Annotated in this window: 15 protein-coding genes; 10 read left to right on the top strand and 5 right to left on the bottom strand. The window is 73.9% G+C overall.

Annotated elements, in window-relative coordinates; translation table 11 throughout:
- Window positions 1-155: 155 nt before the first annotated feature.
- Window positions 156-680 carry an ICP22 family protein gene (locus tag BLU55_RS03095; RefSeq protein WP_091725947.1) on the top strand — a complete coding sequence of 175 codons (525 nt, stop codon included), beginning with the start codon at window positions 156-158 and terminating at the stop codon, window positions 678-680.
- 44 nt (window positions 681-724) lie between these two features.
- The gene (locus BLU55_RS03090) at window positions 725-1,981 is read left to right on the top strand and encodes an ornithine cyclodeaminase, nickel-pincer nucleotide-dependent (RefSeq protein WP_091725945.1); all 1,257 of its coding nucleotides are present in this window, start codon (window positions 725-727) and stop codon (window positions 1,979-1,981) included.
- Between the two features lie 29 nt (window positions 1,982-2,010).
- On the opposite strand, the gene BLU55_RS03085 is transcribed toward BLU55_RS03090, so the two are convergent.
- The 5 genes from BLU55_RS03085 to BLU55_RS03065 are packed head-to-tail and all read right to left on the bottom strand — an operon-like array spanning window position 2,011 to window position 6,019.
- Window positions 2,011-2,961: an ROK family protein gene (locus BLU55_RS03085; RefSeq protein ID WP_091725943.1), complete on the bottom strand. Its 951-nt coding sequence runs from the start codon at window positions 2,959-2,961 to the stop codon at window positions 2,011-2,013.
- The gene (locus BLU55_RS03080; RefSeq protein WP_091725939.1) at window positions 2,961-3,914 is read right to left on the bottom strand and encodes an ROK family glucokinase; all 954 of its coding nucleotides are present in this window, start codon (window positions 3,912-3,914) and stop codon (window positions 2,961-2,963) included. The genes BLU55_RS03085 and BLU55_RS03080 overlap by 1 nt, the downstream gene beginning before the upstream one ends.
- Window positions 3,911-4,366 carry a hypothetical protein gene (locus BLU55_RS03075; protein WP_091725936.1) on the bottom strand — a complete coding sequence of 152 codons (456 nt, stop codon included), beginning with the start codon at window positions 4,364-4,366 and terminating at the stop codon, window positions 3,911-3,913. The genes BLU55_RS03080 and BLU55_RS03075 overlap by 4 nt, the downstream gene beginning before the upstream one ends.
- Window positions 4,363-5,547, bottom strand: a complete 1,185-nt coding sequence (locus BLU55_RS03070) for an ArsA family ATPase (protein WP_091725934.1) — start codon at window positions 5,545-5,547, stop codon at window positions 4,363-4,365. Before BLU55_RS03070 ends, BLU55_RS03075 begins: the two co-directional genes overlap by 4 nt.
- Window positions 5,548-5,581: 34 nt before the next feature.
- Window positions 5,582-6,019, bottom strand: a complete 438-nt coding sequence (locus BLU55_RS03065) for an SRPBCC family protein (RefSeq protein ID WP_091725931.1) — start codon at window positions 6,017-6,019, stop codon at window positions 5,582-5,584.
- A gap of 133 nt (window positions 6,020-6,152) precedes the next feature.
- On the opposite strand from BLU55_RS03065, the gene BLU55_RS03060 reads away from it, so the two are divergent.
- From BLU55_RS03060 to BLU55_RS03025, 8 genes are all read left to right on the top strand, one after another.
- Entirely contained in the window at window positions 6,153-7,985 is a 1,833-nt protein-coding gene (locus BLU55_RS03060; RefSeq protein ID WP_091725928.1) for an AMP-dependent synthetase/ligase, read from the top strand.
- A gap of 186 nt (window positions 7,986-8,171) precedes the next feature.
- Entirely contained in the window at window positions 8,172-8,912 is a 741-nt protein-coding gene (cpaB, locus tag BLU55_RS03055) for a Flp pilus assembly protein CpaB (RefSeq protein WP_091725926.1), read from the top strand.
- Window positions 8,913-8,974: 62 nt separating this feature from the next.
- Window positions 8,975-10,150: an AAA family ATPase gene (locus tag BLU55_RS03050; RefSeq protein ID WP_091725923.1), complete on the top strand. Its 1,176-nt coding sequence runs from the start codon at window positions 8,975-8,977 to the stop codon at window positions 10,148-10,150.
- Window positions 10,147-11,634, top strand: a complete 1,488-nt coding sequence (locus BLU55_RS03045) for a CpaF family protein (protein ID WP_091725920.1) — start codon at window positions 10,147-10,149, stop codon at window positions 11,632-11,634. Before BLU55_RS03050 ends, BLU55_RS03045 begins: the two co-directional genes overlap by 4 nt.
- Entirely contained in the window at window positions 11,631-13,598 is a 1,968-nt protein-coding gene (locus BLU55_RS03040; protein ID WP_091725918.1) for a type II secretion system F family protein, read from the top strand. The genes BLU55_RS03045 and BLU55_RS03040 overlap by 4 nt, the downstream gene beginning before the upstream one ends.
- On the top strand, window positions 13,595-14,539 hold the full coding sequence (locus tag BLU55_RS03035; protein WP_091725915.1) for a type II secretion system F family protein: 945 nt from the start codon (window positions 13,595-13,597) through the stop codon (window positions 14,537-14,539). Before BLU55_RS03040 ends, BLU55_RS03035 begins: the two co-directional genes overlap by 4 nt.
- Window positions 14,536-16,056, top strand: coding sequence for a sensor histidine kinase (locus BLU55_RS03030; protein WP_091725911.1), 1,521 nt, complete (start codon window positions 14,536-14,538; stop codon window positions 16,054-16,056). The genes BLU55_RS03035 and BLU55_RS03030 overlap by 4 nt, the downstream gene beginning before the upstream one ends.
- Window positions 16,057-16,095: 39 nt before the next feature.
- Window positions 16,096-16,734, top strand: coding sequence for a response regulator transcription factor (locus tag BLU55_RS03025; protein WP_091733337.1), 639 nt, complete (start codon window positions 16,096-16,098; stop codon window positions 16,732-16,734).
- Window positions 16,735-16,790 lie beyond the last annotated feature (56 nt).

The following is a 16,790-nucleotide window of genomic DNA, read 5'->3' as shown; positions in this document are numbered from 1 at the left end:
CTCGACCCTAGGCCATGCACGGCCCCGCCGACGAACGTCCGTGGGCTGGACCGGACCGCCGCTCACGGACGTCACCTGGTCCGCGCCCGGTGTGCGTGACACGATGACCGGGCCAGCAGCCGGGGACCGCCCCGGCACCTCCGGAGGAGCAGCCCGTGTCCGTCCCGCCCGACGACGAGCGCGGTCCCGAGCCCAGCGACCAGCAGGCCGAGCGCGACGCCCACGAGGCGGCCTGGGAGGCCATCGTCGCCAACTACGGCGACCGTCCCGCGTGGGAGCAGCCCGGCTCCGGCACGAGCACCGCCCGGCCCGCCCGCGACGCCCCGACGACCCCGCCGGCCCCGTCGCTGCCGCCCGACGAGCCCGACGAGCCCCGCTCGCTCCCGGCCCCCGACCAGCGCTCCGGGGGCTCGGTGCGCGAGCCCGTCGAGCGCGAGGAGCACTTCGTCCCGCCGCCGCCCCCGCCCGTGCCGCGCACCACGCCGCCGCGCCTGGCCGCGTGGATCGGCCTGTTCGGGGTGCCACTGTTCGCGCTCGCCTCGCTGCTGGTGGGGGTCTCGCTCCCGCAGTGGCTCAGCGTGGTACTCATGGTCTGGTTCGTGGGCGGCTTCGTCTTCCTCGTCGCCTCGATGCGACCGGGTCACCACGACGACCACGACGACGACGGCGCGGTGCTCTAGGCCCCTCGCCGCCCCACCGCGGAGCACCGAGAGGGACCCCACCCATGTCGCAGACCAGGTCGCCCCAGGCCCACCAGGAGAGCGTCGAGATCACCGGCCACCTCATCGACGAGGGGTCGCTCTCGCGCGTGCTCAACGACATCGGGGAGTACGGCGGCGACTACGTCGTGCGGCAGTTCGACATCGGGCACGGCACCGGCGACCCGTCGTACGCCCGGATCGAGGTGTCGGCCGACGACGAGCCGACCCTGCAGCGGATCCTGATGCGGCTGCAGACCCACGGCGTCAACCAGGTCGAGCCCGGCGAGGCCGAGGTGGTCGAGGCCGACCGCGACGGCGTCTTCCCCGACGGCTTCTACTCCAGCACCAACCTCGAGACCCAGGTGCGCCTGCAGGGCCGCTGGGTCGCGGTCTCGAACCCGGAGATGGACTGCGGGCTCGTCGTCGACGGCGACGACGCCGTCCGCACGCTGCCCATGTCGGACGTGCGCGCCGGGATGCGCGTGGTGTGCGGCGCCGCGGGCGTGCGCGTCACGGCCCCGGTCAGCACCAAGGCCGAGGGCGGCTTCGGCTTCATGGAGTCCGACGTGTCGAGCGAGAAGCCGCAGGCGGTGCTGGTGCGCCAGGTCGCGGACGGGATGCGGGAGGCCAAGCAGGCCGGTCGCAAGGTGCTGTGGGTCGGCGGCCCCGGGGTGGTCCACACCGGCGCCGCGCCCGCGATGGTCGCGCTGGTCGAGGCGGGCTACGTCGACGTCCTGTTCGCCGGCAACGCGCTCGCCACCCACGACATCGAGTCCGCCCTCTACGGCACCTCGCTGGGCATCGACCTGGCCCGCGGCCAGGGCGTCGAGCACGGCCACGAGCACCACATCCGCGCCATCAACACGATCCGCAAGGCGGGCTCGATCCGCGACGCGGTCGAGCAGGGCGTGCTGACCAGCGGGATCATGCACGCGCTGGTGACCCACGACAAGGAGTTCGTGCTGGTCGGCTCGGTGCGCGACGACGGCCCGCTGCCCGACGTCCACACCGACGTCATCGTGGGCCAGCGGGCGATGCGCGCCCAGCTCGAGGGCGCCGGCTTCTGCCTGATGGTCGCGACCATGCTGCACTCGGTGGCGACCGGCAACATCCTGCCGGCGTCGGTGCCGCTGGTCTGCGTCGACATCAACCCCGCGACGGTCACCAAGCTGGCCGACCGGGGCTCCTCGCAGGCGCGCGGCATCGTGACCGACGTCGGACTCTTCCTGGAGCAGCTGGCCCAGGAGCTCGCGCCGGGCTACACCCGCCAGCGCGGCTGAGGCCGGTCGCCGGGGGGGCGGTCCGCGACCTAGAGCATGTCGCGGGCCAGGTCGGCCACGCCGACCACGCCCGCCAGCGGTCCGAGGTCGGCGCTGAGGAACTCCGGCAGCACCCGGTGGCCCCGGCCGACCAGGCTCTCGGCCAGGGCGGCCCGCGCCGGGGCCATCAGCAGCTCGCCAGCGGCCGAGACGCCGCCGCCGACGACGATCAGCTCGGGGTCGACCGCGGCGGCGACGTTGGCGGCCCCGACCCCGAGCCAGCGCCCCACCTCGGCGTACGCCGCGACGGCCGCCGGGTCGCCCTCCTGCGCGGCCTCGGTCAGCGCGGGGCCCACGAGGGTCGAGCCGGCCGCCTGGGCGGCGCGGCCCAGGGCGCGTCCCGAGCAGTACTGCTCCCAGCAGCCGCGACCGCCGCACTCGCAGCCACGTCCGTCGGGGACGACCTGCATGTGGCCGAACTCGCCGGCCATGCCGTTGAGCCCGCGGTGCAGGGTGCCTCCGAGCAGCAGCGCACCGCCGATGCCGGTGCCGAGCGTGATCATGACGACGTGCTCGGCGTCGCCGGCCGCACCGAAGCGCACCTCGGCCCACAGCGCGGCATTGGCGTCGTTGTCGACGAAGACCTCGCCTACCACGCTCGCGCCGAGCCGCTCGGTCAGCCGCTCGGCCAGCGGCTCGTCGCGCCACGGCAGGTGGGGGGCGAAGCGCACCCGCTCCCCCAGCGCGTCGACGAAGCCGGCGGCCGCGACGCCCACCGTGCACCGGCCGTGCTCGCGGGTCAGCGCGCTCACCACCGAGACCAGGGCGTCCTCGACCTCCTCGGCGGTGGCGTCGTCGATGCCCGACCCCTTGCCCGGGGTGGCGGTCGTCTGGGTGTCGACCACGCGGCCGTCCTCGTCGACCACCGCGGCCAGCACCTTGGTGCCGCCGATGTCGACGCCGATGGAGGGCAGCCCGACAGGAGCGTCGCCGGTCGCCATCAGCGGCGCCGCGCGAGGTCGGCGACGCCCACCAGGCCACCGGCGTTGCCGAGGCGGGCGCCACGGACCTCGAGCAGCGGCCGGTGACCCGCGCCGGTGACGTGCTCGGCGAAGCTGTCGCGGACCGGGTCGAGCAGCAGGTCGCCCGCCTCCCCCACGCCGCCTCCGATGACGACCACGGCCGGGTCGAGCACCGCGGTCAAGGAGGCCACGCCCCGGCCGATCCAGTCGCCCAGCCAGGCCAGCATCGCGATCGAGAACGGGTCGCCGGCGAGGGCCCCGGTCGTCACCATCGGGCCGGTGAGCTGCTCGGCGACGCCGTCGACCTGGTCCAGCAGGTGTCGGGCCCCCGGGTCCTGGCGCGCCTGCTCGCGGGTGTGGCGCACCAGCGCCGAGCCCGACCCGTAGGACTCCAGGCAGCCGAGGTTGCCGCAGCCGCACAGCACGCCGTCGGGCACCAGGGTGATGTGGCCGACCTCGCCGCCCATGCCGAAGCCGCCGCGCACCAGCTCGCCGTCGAGCACGATGCCGCCGCCCACGCCGGTGCCGATGGTGAGCATCAGCAGGTTGTCGACGTCCTCGCCGGCGCCGAAGCGGAACTCGCCCCACGCGGCCGCGTTGGCGTCGTTCTCCACCACGACCGGCAGCTGCAGCTCCCGCTCGAGGTGGGCCTTGAGCGGCTCGTCGCGCCAGGCCAGGTTGGGCGCGAAGACCAGCGAGGCGCGCTGCTTGTCGACGAATCCCGCCGCGGAGGCGCCGACGGCCTCGACCTCGGAGCCCGGGGGCAGGTCGGCGACCAGTCCGCGGACCAGCTCGCCGATGGTGCGCACGATCTCCGGCGGGTCCGTCGCGGGCGAGCGGGTGCGCGCCCGGGCCAGGACCTCGCCGCCCTCGGCGACCACGCCCGCGGCGATCTTGGTCCCGCCGATGTCGACCCCCACCGTCAGCGTCATCGGTCCGTGTCCCTCTCGTCGTCGTCCCACACGCCCTGGGCGTCGAGGTCGATCTTCTCCACCGGGTGGGCCTGCCGCTCCCCCGGCTGGGTGGCGAGCAGCCCCGCCACGGCCTGGGCCAGCGAGCCGGCCGCGGCCGCCAGGTGGTGCCGCACCTCGGGGCTGGTCGAGCGGACCACGTGGATCACCTGGCACACCGGGCACCAGCGGCAGTCCTCACCGCCGGTGGCCACGTGCTGGTCGGCGTCGTGCACGGCGCGCGAGAAGGCGTCCCTCGCGCTCGAGGCGGCACCCGAGGCGGCTCCCGACACGTCGGGTCCCTGCTCGCGGGCCCAGTCCGACAGGGCGCCGAACAGCTTGGCCGCCTCCTCGCCGACGCTGCCGACGGGTTCGCCCCGACCGGTGCCCGAACCGGCACCCGGTCGGGGGTGGGGCTGGTCTGCGTCGGTCACGGCTGTTCCTCCTGCTCGAAGCGGAACCGTACCCGCAGCGCTCCGTCCTCGACGCGAGCGCCCGCGACCTGGTGGCGCGTGAGGGCCGCGGGCAGGGCGAGCAGGCGGCGGTAGGACCCGACGGTCACCACCAGCTCGTCGCCGTGGCGGGCCAGGTCGACGTCGGCCCGCTGGGCGAAGGGCAGGGCGATGCGGAGCTCGGCCCCGGTCGCCGTGCGCGTGATGGTGAGGGGGCCCTCCCCCTCGGGCACGGCCAGCGGGTCGGCGCCGTCGTACGCCGCCCGCGCGAACGCCGCGAGGGCCTCCACGCCCACCGGCTCGGCCGCGGCGTACGCCGAGCGCCAGACGGGCAGGTCGACGAAGGACTGCCGCACCTCGGCCAGCACGTCGCGCTGCGAGGCCACCCAGGCGTCGCGCCAGGGGTCGCCCGCGTGCTCGGGGAAGACCCGGTTGGCCACCACCCCGTCGACCCGGTAGCCGTAGAGCGACAGCGTCGTCAGCGAGCGCCGTGCCTCGGCGACGACGACCGTCTCGGGGGTGAGCACCAGCCGCACCGTCGCGTCGCGGTCCGTGAGGATGCGACGCACGTCCTCGAGGTCGGCGTGCAGCCGCTCGACGGCCTCGAACACCGCGTCGTCGGGCATCGGGACGCCGGCGGCGCGGCTCAGCGCCGGCCGCAGCGCCCGGACCACCCGGCGCTGCATGCCGAAGACCCGGGTCATGTACCAGTTGAGGGCCTCGGGCAGGGCCAGCAGGCGCAGCGTCTCGGCGGTCGGGGCGCAGTCGACGACCACGACGTCCCACCGGCCGCTCAGCACGTGGCGCCGCAGCTCCAGCAGCGCCAGCACCTCCTCGGCGCCCGGGATCACCGTCAGCTCCTCGGCGGTGATGGGGTCGACCCCGGCAGCGTCGAGCACCGACATCAGGTAGCCCTGGATCTCGCCCCAGGAGCGCTCGAAGCGGCGCTGGGCGTCGACCTGGTGGACCCACAGGCGGTCGGCGACCTGCTCGGGCTCGGGGCCCACCACCACGCCGAAGGCGTCGGCCAGCGAGTGCGCGGCATCGGTCGAGACCACCAGCGTGCGGCGTCCCCCGCGCGCGGCGAGCGCGGCCGTGCCGGCGGCGGACGTCGTCTTGCCGACCCCGCCCTTGCCGGTGAACAGGACGACCCGGGCGCTCACGGGGCGGTGTGCCCCGCGTGGCTCCCGCGCGCCATCAGGCGCGCGACTCGACGCGCTTCTTCAGCCCCTTCAGGGCGGTGTCGATGATGACCTTCTCGGCCTTGCGTCGCAGCATGCCGATCATCGGGATGCTGAGGTCGACCGCGAGCCGGTAGGTGACCTCGGTGCCACCGGCCACGGGGCGCAGCTCGTAGGCGCCCTGCATGTCCTTGAGCATCTTGCCCTCGACCAGCTCCCAGGTGACGCGATCGTCGCCGCTCCAGCGGTAGCCCAGGGTGTAGCTGTCCTTGATCGGGGTGGCCTCGAGCTCGAAGTGCACCTTCTCCGCCCGGCCGTCGGGACCGGCCTCGACCACCTCGGCGGCCTTCATGCCCTGGGCCCACTCGGGGTAGGACCCGAAGTCCGCGATCACGGCCATGACGTCGGCCGGAGCCGCGTCGACGACGATGCTGGAGGTGGTCTGCTCGGCCATGCCGCTCAGGCTAGCCGACCCCGACCGTCCCGCCCGCCGTCTCCCCGGCGGGGCCCCGTGCCGCCGCGCGAGTAACGTGCGGCCCAGCCGACCGGCCCCCGGCACCGGCTCCCAGCGCGAGAAGAGGTGCACGGTGCGTGAGTACTCCACGGCCCTGTCCGTCACGGTCCCCGCGACCGGCAACCTGACCGACGACGTCGTGACCAACGGCCGCGACCACGCCGACGCGGTCGTGTTCTCCCGTCCCGTCGAGGGCACCTGGCACGACGTCACGGCCGCGCAGTTCCTCGCCGAGGTCCGCGACGTCGCCAAGGGCCTGGTCGCCGCCGGCATCGAGGCGGGCGACCGGGTCGCGCTGCTGTCGCGCACCCGCTACGAGTGGACGCTGCTCGACTACGCCATCTGGTTCGCCGGCGCCGTCACCGTGCCGATCTACGAGACCTCCAGCGCCGAGCAGGTGGCCTGGATCCTGGCCGACTCCGGTGCCCGCGGCGTCGTGGTCGAGACCCCCGACCACGGCTCCCGGGTCACCCAGGTCCGCGACCGGCTGCCCGACCTGCACCACGTGTGGTCGCTGGAGGGCCGGGCGGTCCAGGTCCTCACCACCCTGGGGCGCGACGTCGACGACGCCACCCTGGAGGCGAGGCGCGCGGGCACCGGTCCGGGCGACCTGGCCACCCTGATCTACACCTCCGGCACCACCGGTCGCCCCAAGGGCTGCCGCCTGACCCACGGCAACTTCATGTTCGAGCTGACCGTGGCCGTCGACGAGCTCGACGAGCTGTTCGGCCGTGCCCGGGGAGCGACCGCGGCCGGGGGCGAGGACGCCGAGGGCGAGGCGCCCTCGACCCTGCTCTTCCTGCCGCTGGCGCACGTCTTCGCCCGCATCATCCAGGTCGGCTGCGTCAAGGCCCGGGTGCGGCTGGGCCACTCGGCCGACATCCGGCACCTGGTCGAGGACCTGGGCGAGTTCCAGCCGACCTTCGTGCTGGCCGTGCCGCGCGTCTTCGAAAAGGTCTTCAACACCGCCTCCCAGCGGGCCGTGGCCGACGGCCGCGGCGCGATCTTCGGCCGGGCCGCCGACGTCGCGATCGCGTGGTCGCGCAGCAGGGACGCGGGACGGGTGCCGCTGCGGCTGCGCGCCCAGCACCGGGTCTTCGACGCCCTGGTCTACGGCCGCCTGCGCGACGCCCTCGGCGGTCGCTGCCGCTACGCCGTCTCCGGCGGGGCGCCGCTCGGCGAGCGCCTGGGCCACTTCTACCGCGGCATCGGCATCACCGTGCTGGAGGGCTACGGCCTCACCGAGACCACCGCCGCGCTCACCGCCAACCTGCCCGACGCCCAGAAGGTCGGCACGGTCGGGCGACCGCTGCAGGGCACCTCGGTGCGCGTCGCCGACGACGGCGAGCTGCTCTTCCGCGGCGGCCAGGTCTTCGCGGGCTACTGGCAGGCCGACGAGGCGACGGCCGAGGTCATCGACGACCGGGGCTGGTTCCACACCGGCGACCTGGGCGAGATCGACGACGAGGGCTTCGTGCGGATCACGGGCCGCAAGAAGGAGATCATCGTCACCGCCGGCGGCAAGAACGTCGCGCCGACGGTCCTCGAGGACCTGCTGCGCGCCCACCCCCTCGTCGACCAGTGCCTGGTCGTCGGCGACGGCCAGCCCTTCATCGCGGCCCTGGTCACCCTCGACCCCGAGAGCCTGTCCGCCTGGGCGACCCAGCACTCCAAGCCCGACGACCTGGCCACGCTGCTGCACGACGACGACCTGCGCGCCGAGGTGCAGCAGGGCGTGGACCAGGCCAACCTGGCGGTGTCCAAGGCCGAGTCGATCCGGGCGTTCACGCTGCTCGACACGGCCTGGACCGAGGAGGGCGGGCAGCTGACGCCGAGCCTGAAGCTCAAGCGCAGCGTGGTGATGCGCGAGCACCGCGACGACGTCGACGCGATCTACCACCGCTAGGCCGCGAGCCCCTCCGCGCGAGCTGGTCTAGTCGAGATTCCGACAAAGCCCTGGAGTCATCAGTTTCGCGGACAAAACGGACTCAACCGGTGCAGGCTGTCTCGTGTCGCACCACCGACGGGTGCGGCGCACGAGCCGCAGGTGGTGGCCACCTGCCCCGCACCACGAGGTTGAGGTCGACAGGTCATGGATCGCAGGAAAGTGCTGCTGCTGGTGGCGGCCGTCATCGCGCTGCTCGGCACGCTGCTCGTCTTCGTCTACGTCAAGGGCGCCGACAACCGCGCCGACCAGCGGTACGCCGCCGTACAGGTGCTGCGGGTCACCAAGCCCATCGCCGCCGGCGAGACCATCGAGGCGGCCCAGGCCGCGGGCAAGATCGAGACCGGCACGGTCACCCGGGAGGACCTGCTGCCCGGCGCGCTGACCGACCTCGCGACGCTGAGCGGCAAGGTGGCCGTCACCCCCATCTTCCCCGGTGAGCAGCTGGTGGCCGACCGCTTCGGCGCCGTCGGCTCGGGCACCGACCTGAGCATCCCCAAGGGCAAGCTCGCGATCTCGATCAACCTCGACGACCCGTCGCGCGTCGCGGGGTTCCTCAACCCCGGCAACCGGGTCGCCATCTTCATGACCGGCACCAGCCCCGCGGGCGGCTTCACCCGCCTGCTGCTGCCCAACGTCACCGTGATCGGCCAGGGCGCGACCACCGCCACCCCGGCCGTGGCCGCCCCCGAGGGCGGCACCACCGACGCGGCCGCCGCCCCCGCCGAGCAGCTGCCCCAGACGCTGCTGACGCTCGCGGTCTCCCAGAGCGAGGCCGAGCGCGTCATGTACGCCAGCCGCAACGGCAGCCTCGCCTTCGGCCTGCTCAACGACGACTCCCAGGTCGCCCCCTCGACGGGCGTCGACCAGGACAACCTCTTCCGCTGACCCGCGTCCGCCCGTCCCCTCCCCCGCACCCCGAGAACGACCAGGAACCCCGAGGACACCCGATGCCACTGCTGCTCGAGGCCGACACCACCGTCGCCGGCGTGATGGCGACCACGCTGGGCAACGGCTCGAAGGTCGTCTCGCGGGCCGAGGACGTCGACACCCAGCTCGAGCGCCGGGGCGAGTACGCCGTGGTGCTCGGCCCCAGCGTCGACCTCCCGCTGGCCGCCGCGACGGCTGAGCGGGTCCGTCGCACGCACCCGGCCACCACGGTCATCCTGGTCCGCCACCACATCGAGCCCGAGCTCTACGCCCGCGCCCTCGAGGCCGGCATCGGCGCCGTCGTCTCGGCCGACGACCAGCCCGGCATCGCCGGCGCCATCGCCCGCGCCAAGCAGAGCTGGGAGACGCTCCACGGCGGCAGCAGCGGCGACGGCGACCGCGACGGCCGCGTGGTGACGGTCTTCTCGCCCAAGGGCGGCGTCGGCAAGACCACCATGACCGTCAACCTGGCCCTGGCGCTGACCGCGCTCGGCTCGCGGGTCTGCGTGATCGACCTCGACCTCGCCTTCGGCGACGTCGCCATCACGCTGCAGCTGATCCCGCCCCACACCATCGCCGACGCCGCGGGCTTCGAGGACAGCCTCGACTGGTCGCTCCTCGAGGGCCTGCTCACGCCGCACCCGAGCGGCATGTCGATCCTTGCGGCGCCCACCCAGCCCGAGGGCCGTGACCGGATCACCCCGACGCTGGTGCGCCGCATCATCAGCACCCTGCGGCGCCGCTTCGACCACGTCCTCATCGACACGCCCCCGGGCTTCGACGACCAGGTGCTCGGCGCCTTCGACGAGACCGACGAGTGCGTCATCGTCGTGACGCTCGACGTGCCCACCGTGAAGAACGCCAAGGTCGCGCTGGAGACGCTCGACCTGCTGCGGCTGGTCCGCGACCGCCGCCACCTCGTGCTCAACCGCGCCGACGGCGAGGTCGGCCTGACGGGGGCCCAGGTCGAGGACATCCTCGGCATGGAGGTCTCCCTCACCCTGCCGAGCGCGACGGCCGTGGCCAGCGCCACCAACCACGGCGACCCGATCGTGGCCTCCCGTCCCGACCACGCCGTGTCCCAGGCCATCACCGGGTTCGTCGCCTCCACGCTGGAGGGCGTCGGCAGCCTCGAGCAGCCCGGAGCCACCGTCAAGCGAGGCCTGTTCGGCCGTCGCCGGAAGGACGCCCGATGAGCAGCCTCAGCGACCGCCTCGCCGCCCTCGCCCGGGGCGACGCCCCGCACGCCGACGGCCCCTCCGCCCACGGCGCTCCCGCCGGCACCCCGGCGCCGGCTCCCGCGACCACGACCACCCTCACCGCGACCGAGCCGCGCCCCGCGTCCGAGCCCGCCCCCCGCGCCCCCGCACCCGAGAGCGCGAGCGCCCGGATGGGTGCCGCCCAGGACCGCTTCCAGGACCTCAAGGAGCACGTCCACAGCGAGCTGCTCCAGCAGCTCGGCCCCCAGCTGTACGACGCCGACCTCGACGCCGCGGAGCTCGAGTCCAAGGTGCGGGTGGTGCTGGCCGACGTGCTCGCCGCCACCAACCGGCCGCTGACCCGGGCCGACCGCGAGCGGATCACCCAGGACATCTCCGACGACATCCTCGGCTACGGCCCGATCGAGACCTACCTGCGCGACGACGAGGTCGCCGAGGTCATGGTCAACGGCCCCTCGAACATCTGGCTGGAGCGCAAGGGCAAGCTGGTCAAGGTCGACGGCAAGTTCAAGGACGAGGCCCACCTGCGCCGCGTCGTGGACAAGATCGTCTCCCGCATCGGCCGCCGCGTCGACGAGTCCTCCCCCATGGTCGACGCCCGCCTGCCCGACGGCTCGCGCGTCAACGCGGTGGTGCCGCCGCTGGCCATCGACGGCAGCACGCTGACCATCCGCAAGTTCTCCAAGGACCCGCTGACCGTGCGCGACCTGATCCGCTTCGGGTCGCTGAGCGAGAACACCGCCGACTTCCTCGACGCCTGCGTCCGCGGCCGGCTCAACGTGGTGGTCTCCGGGGGCACCGGCGCCGGCAAGACCACCACCCTCAACGTGCTCTCGTCCTTCATCCCGGCCGACGAGCGGATCGTCACCATCGAGGACGCCGCCGAGCTCCAGCTCAAGCAGGACCACGTGGTGCGCCTGGAGTCGCGGCCCTCCAACATCGAGGGCAAGGGCGCGGTCACCATCCGCGACCTGGTCCGCAACTCGCTGCGCATGCGCCCCGACCGCGTCGTGGTCGGCGAGGTCCGCGACGCCTCGGCGCTCGACATGCTCCAGGCGATGAACACCGGCCACGACGGGTCCATCTGCACGGTCCACTCCAACGGCCCGCGCGACACCTGCTCGCGTCTCGAGGTGCTGGTGCTGATGGCCGGCATGGACCTGCCCGTGCGCGCCATCCGCGAGCAGATCGCCTCGGCGGTCGACCTGATCGTGCACCAGCAGCGCCTCAAGGACGGCACCCGCCGCATCACCCACGTCACCGAGGTGGAGCGGATGGAGGGCGACGTCATCACGCTCCAGGACATCTTCCTGTTCGACAACTCGGCCGGCTTCGACGCCGACGGCAAGTCCCTCGGCACCCTGCGCGCGACCGGGCTCCGGCCCAAGTTCCTCGAGAAGATGCTGCACAACAACGTCAGCGTGGACCCCCGGGTGTTCTCCACGATGGGGTACCGGTGAGCCCTCGCCGGCTCCTCGTCGCGGCGGCACTGCTCGCCCTCGGGGGGCCGACGGCGCTGCTGGTCGCCCCGGCCGGGGCCGCCCCCGCGACCGGCTCCGGCGCCGGCATCGACCACGCCCAGCCGACCGACGAGGGCGTCAAGCTGCTCGTCACCGTGCCGGCGACCGGTGAGGTCGACCCTGCGGGCGTCGCGGTCTCGATCGGGGGCACCGGCGTCGACTCGACGGCCGAGCTCGCCGCCAGCACCGACGACGTGCGCCGCACCACGATCCTGGCCATCGACACCAGCGACAGCATGCGCGGCGCCCGCATCGAGGCCGCCCGCACGGCCGCGGAGACCTACCTGTCGACCGTCCCGGCCAACGTCGAGGTCGGCGTGGTCTCCTTCGACGCCGACGTCCAGGTGCTGGTCCCGCCGACCATCGACCGGGGGCGCGCCCGCGCCGCCGTCGCCAACCTGCGGCTCACCCGCAGCACCGCGCTGTACGACGGCGTGCTCGGCGCACTGGAGGCCCTCGGCCCCGACGGCGACGACGCCGGGCAGCGCAGCGTCCTGGTGCTCTCCGACGGCAAGGACACCACGGACACCTCCCTCTCGACGGTCGTCAAGGCGGTGCGGGACTCGGGGGCCCAGCTCGACGTCGTCTCGCTCGACCAGGGCGGGGAAGCCGCGCAGCCGCTCCAGCTGCTCGCCCAGGCCGGTCGTGGCGAGGTCATCGACGCCAGCGGCGACTCCCTGACCACCGCCTTCCGCAACGAGGCCGACGCCCTGGCGCGCCAGCTGGTGGTCACGGCGGAGGTCCCCGGCGGCACGAGCACGAGCGAGGACGTCACCGTCGAGGTGCCCGTGGACGGCGTCCCCGTCACCGCCTCGGCGTACCTCCCGGTCCGCGCGAGCGCCTCCACCGCGCCGCGCGAGGACCCCACCCCCCAGGCGGCCGGACCGGTGGCCGCGCTCGGTCCCCGCTTCGAGCTCAGCCAGCTCGTCGTCTACGGCGGGGTCGGCGCGATCGGCCTCGGACTGGTCGGACTGGTCTCGGTCATGGCCTTCGCCGGCCCGTCGGTCTCCAAGGACGACAAGCTCCGCAAGCAGCTGGAGGCGTACGGCGTCTTCGGCGCCCCCACGTCGAGCACCGGGAGCCCCCAGGCCGGTCCGGGGTCGCTGGGCCAGAGCGCCACCCACGCGGCCGAGTCCGTGCTCGCCGGCCGCGAGGGCCTCGAGGAGAAGATCGCCGCGTCTCTCAACGCCGCCGGCATGTCCCTCAAGCCGGCGGAGTGGCTGCTGCTCCACGCCGGCACCACCGTGGGCGCAGGCGCGCTCGGCCTGCTGCTGGGCCGCGGCAACGTCCTGGTCGGGCTGCTCCTGCTCGCCCTGGGTGCCGTCGCACCCCGGGTCTACCTCTCGCTCAGGCGCGCTCGTCGCATCAAGGCGTTCAGCACCAACCTGCCCGACACCCTGCAGCTGATGGCCGGCAGCCTCTCGGCCGGTCTGTCGCTGGCCCAGTCGATCGACACGATCGTCAAGGAGGGCGGCGAGCCGATCGCCACGGAGTTCCGCCGCGTCATCGTCGAGAGCCGCCTCGGCGTCACCCTCGAGGACTCGATGGAGGGCGTCGGCGAGCGGATGCAGAGCAAGGACTTCGCCTGGGTGGTCATGGCCATCCGGATCCAGCGCGAGGTCGGCGGCAACCTGGCCGAGCTGCTGCTCCAGGTCGCCGCGACGCTGCGCGAGCGGGAGTACCTGCGCCGCCACGTGCGCGCCCTCAGCGCCGAGGGCCGGCTCTCGGCCTGGGTGCTGGGCGGCCTGCCCCCCGGCTTCCTGGGCTACCTGACGCTGGCGAAGCCGGACTACGTGATGGTGCTCTACACCACGCCCGTGGGCTGGGTGCTGCTCGGCGTGATGGCCCTGCTGCTCACCGTCGGGGTGCTCTGGATGGCCAAGGTCGGGAAGGTGGACGTATGACGCTCGTGATGCTGGTGGGCGGGGTCGTGCTGATCTTCGCCGCCCTCTTCCTCGCGCTCGCCTCCGTGGGCGGCCTGACCCGCGAGAGCGCGGGCGTGGGCCGCTCGCTGCAGGTGCTCGAGGCGCTCACCACCCTGCCCGACGACATGCGCGCCGAGGCCGACGCGCCGTTCAAGGACCGGGTGCTGTTCCCGCTCCTGGCCCGCGCGACCGGCCTGGGGCGGCGCCTGACGCCGGCCGACTCCAACGAGCGGATCCGCGAGAAGCTCGAGCGGGCGGGCAACCCGCCCGGCTGGACCGTCGAGCGGGTGATCGCGGGCAAGGTCGTGGGCTTCGGCGTCGCCCTGCCCGCGACGCTGCTGCTGCTCGTGGTCATGGGGGTCTCCTTCCCGGTCACCCTCGGCGTCACCATGCTGGCCTCGCTCATCGGCTACAACATCCCCAACCTCTACCTGTCGCAGCGCGCCAGCGACCGCAACGAGAAGCTCCAGCGGGCGCTCCCCGACGCCATCGACCTGCTCACCATCTCGGTGGAGTCGGGGCTCGGCTTCGACGCCGCCGTGGCCCAGGTGGCCCGCAACACCGAGGGCCCGCTGTCGGAGGAGTTCGCCCGGATGCTGCAGGAGATGCAGATCGGTCGCGGCCGCTCCGACGCGCTCCGCTCCCTGGCCGACCGCACCGACCTGCCCGACCTGCGCGCGTTCGTCAGCGCCATGGTCCAGGCGGACGCCTTCGGCATCCCCGTCGGCCAGGTGCTGCGCGTGCAGTCCTCCGAGATCCGGGTCAAGCGACGCCAGTGGGCCGAGGAGATGGCGCAGAAGGTGCCGGTCAAGATCCTGGTCCCGCTGGTCTTCTGCATCCTTCCCTGCCTGTTCATCGCCGTCCTCGGGCCGGCCGGCATCACGATCATGGAGAACTTCTCGGGCAGAATGGGCGGGTGAGCGATCTCGGGCGGACCGTCCTCGCGGCCCGTGTCTTCACCCTCGCCGCGCTGGTGCCGCTGGCCGTGCTGGCCGGGCCGGGCCAGCTCGGCAGCGCGCTGCTCGTCCTGCTGACCGCCGCGGCCGCCATCGCGCTCTCGGCGACTCGGCGCTGGTCGCACGGTACCGTGGCCCTCGGCGAGGGCGTGCTGATCGCGGTCGTCTCGGCGCTGACCTTCCCCGACCAGGCGACGGTGATGCCCTACCTCGTGGTCCCGGTGCTCGTGGCCACGCTCGACCGCGGCCGGCGCGGGCTGCTCACCACGCTGGCCGCCGAGGCCCTCACGCTGGTCGTGGCCTGGGCGCTGGTCGCCCAGCGCTGGGACCGGGACTTCTCCGCCGGCGTCGCCCTGTGGCTGGCCACCGGGGCGGGAGTGGGGATGCTCTCGCTGTGGCTGCGGCGACCCGTGGTCACCGGCGACACCGACTCCTCCTACCGCAGCGCCGTGGCCCTGATCCGGCGCCTGCAGACCCTCTCCACCCGCCTCAGCGGCGGCCTGGACGCCGTCTCGCTGGCGGAGCAGGTGATGGAGGAGGCCGACCTCGTGGTGCCGCTGCGCGCCGCCGGCGTCTTCACCCGCTCCCCCAGCGGCGCCATGGTGCCGCTGCGCTACACCGCCGGCACCCAGCCGGGGGCGATGGCCTGGGCCGAGGAGATGTCCACGCGCTGCTGGGACTACGAGGCCATGATGCTCCGGGAGCGTCGCCTGGCCCTGCCGCTGGTGTCCAACGACGAGATCATCGCCGTGCTCGTGGTGGAGGCGCTGCAGGTCGTCGAGGCGGGTGCCGCGCTGGAGCTGCGCACCAAGCTCGGCCGGCACGCGGTCCAGCTCCAGGCGGCCCTGCTCTTCGGCCGGGTGCGCGACGACGCCATGACGCAGGAGCGCCAGCGGATCGCCCGCGAGGTGCACGACGGCGTGGCCCAGGACGTGGCCAGCCTGGGCTACCTGGTCGACAACCTGGCCGGCGGCACCCAGGACCCCGACCAGCTCGAGCGCATCGTGCAGCTGCGCGGCGAGGTCACCCGCGTCGTGGCCGAGCTGCGGCACTCGATCTTCGACCTGCGCCACGAGCTGGCCAACAGCGCCGGGCTCGGCGAGAGCCTGTCGGCGTACGCCAACCAGGTCGGCACCACCTCACCCATGACCGTGCACGTCACCCTCGACGAGGAGGGCCCGCGGCTCCCCCGCGACCAGGAGTTCGAGCTGATGCGCATCGCCCAGGAGGCGATGAACAACGCCCGCAAGCACTCCGGCGGCGACAACCTGTGGCTGCGCTGCACCGTGCGGTCGCCGTACGCCGAGGTGGAGGTGCGCGACGACGGCGTCCGCGACCACCAGCCCCGCGCGGACTCCCAGGGCTTGAAGATCATGCGCGAGCGATCGGAGGCGATCGGCGCCGACCTCGACGTCGAGGCACCCGAGGCCGAGCGGCCGGGCACCCGCGTCGTCGTCCGGGTCGGGGCCCCGACCCGCTAGTCTCCAGCTGGAGGCCGGGCTCCCGTGGCTCGGATGCGCATGACGACCGTGCTCTTGATCGACGACCACGAGCTCATCCGGCAGGGTCTGGCCGGCGCCTTCGGCCGCGCCGACACCTTCGAGGTCGTGGGCCAGGCCGGGTCGGTCTCGGAGGGCCTGGCGCTGGCCGAGCAGCTGGACCCCGACGTGGTGGTCACCGACGTGCGCCTGCCCGACGGCTCGGGCCTCGACGTCGTGCGTGCGCTGCGGCGGCAGAGCAAGGAGATCGGGCTCGTCGTGCTGACGATGTACGCCGGGGACGAGCAGCTCTTCGCCGCCATGGACGCCGGCGCGTCCGGCTTCGTGGGCAAGGACGCCCCCACCTCGACCGTGCTGAGCGCCGCCCGCCAGGCCACGGTGTCCCCCCTGACCTTCACCTGCACGGGCCTCGCGGAGGCCCTGATGCGCCGGATGCGGTCGGGGGCCCCGCGGCTGACCGACCGCGAGCGCCAGGTCCTCGACCTGCTCGCCGAGGGGCTCGGCGTCAGCGCCATCGCCGGACGGCTCTACCTGAGCGAGTCCACGGCCAAGAGCCACATCGGCCGGATCTACGACAAGCTCGGCGCCGCCAACCGCGCCCAGGCCCTGGTCACCGCGATGCGGCTCGGCCTCATCGACAGCGCCGCCCCGCCCGCCTGAGCGGCCGACTGCCCGGACGGCCGACACCCCGCGGGGCCGGGTAGTCCCAACGGACT

The sequence above is a fragment of the Nocardioides scoriae genome, from assembly GCF_900104965.1.
Taxonomy (GTDB): domain Bacteria; phylum Actinomycetota; class Actinomycetes; order Propionibacteriales; family Nocardioidaceae; genus Marmoricola; species Marmoricola scoriae.
This window is presented reverse-complemented; position numbering and strand designations above follow the sequence as displayed.

Coding starts and splice junctions, on each gene's coding strand:
- BLU55_RS03090 (WP_091725945.1), top strand. CDS start 725: ATGTCGCAGACCAGGTCGCCCCAGGCCCACCAGGAGAGCGTCGAGATC.
- BLU55_RS03085 (WP_091725943.1), bottom strand. CDS start 2,961: ATGGCGACCGGCGACGCTCCTGTCGGGCTGCCCTCCATCGGCGTCGAC.
- BLU55_RS03080 (WP_091725939.1), bottom strand. CDS start 3,914: ATGACGCTGACGGTGGGGGTCGACATCGGCGGGACCAAGATCGCCGCG.
- BLU55_RS03065 (WP_091725931.1), bottom strand. CDS start 6,019: ATGGCCGAGCAGACCACCTCCAGCATCGTCGTCGACGCGGCTCCGGCC.
- cpaB (WP_091725926.1), top strand. CDS start 8,172: ATGGATCGCAGGAAAGTGCTGCTGCTGGTGGCGGCCGTCATCGCGCTG.
- BLU55_RS03050 (WP_091725923.1), top strand. CDS start 8,975: ATGCCACTGCTGCTCGAGGCCGACACCACCGTCGCCGGCGTGATGGCG.
- BLU55_RS03045 (WP_091725920.1), top strand. CDS start 10,147: ATGAGCAGCCTCAGCGACCGCCTCGCCGCCCTCGCCCGGGGCGACGCC.
- BLU55_RS03035 (WP_091725915.1), top strand. CDS start 13,595: ATGACGCTCGTGATGCTGGTGGGCGGGGTCGTGCTGATCTTCGCCGCC.
- BLU55_RS03025 (WP_091733337.1), top strand. CDS start 16,096: ATGACGACCGTGCTCTTGATCGACGACCACGAGCTCATCCGGCAGGGT.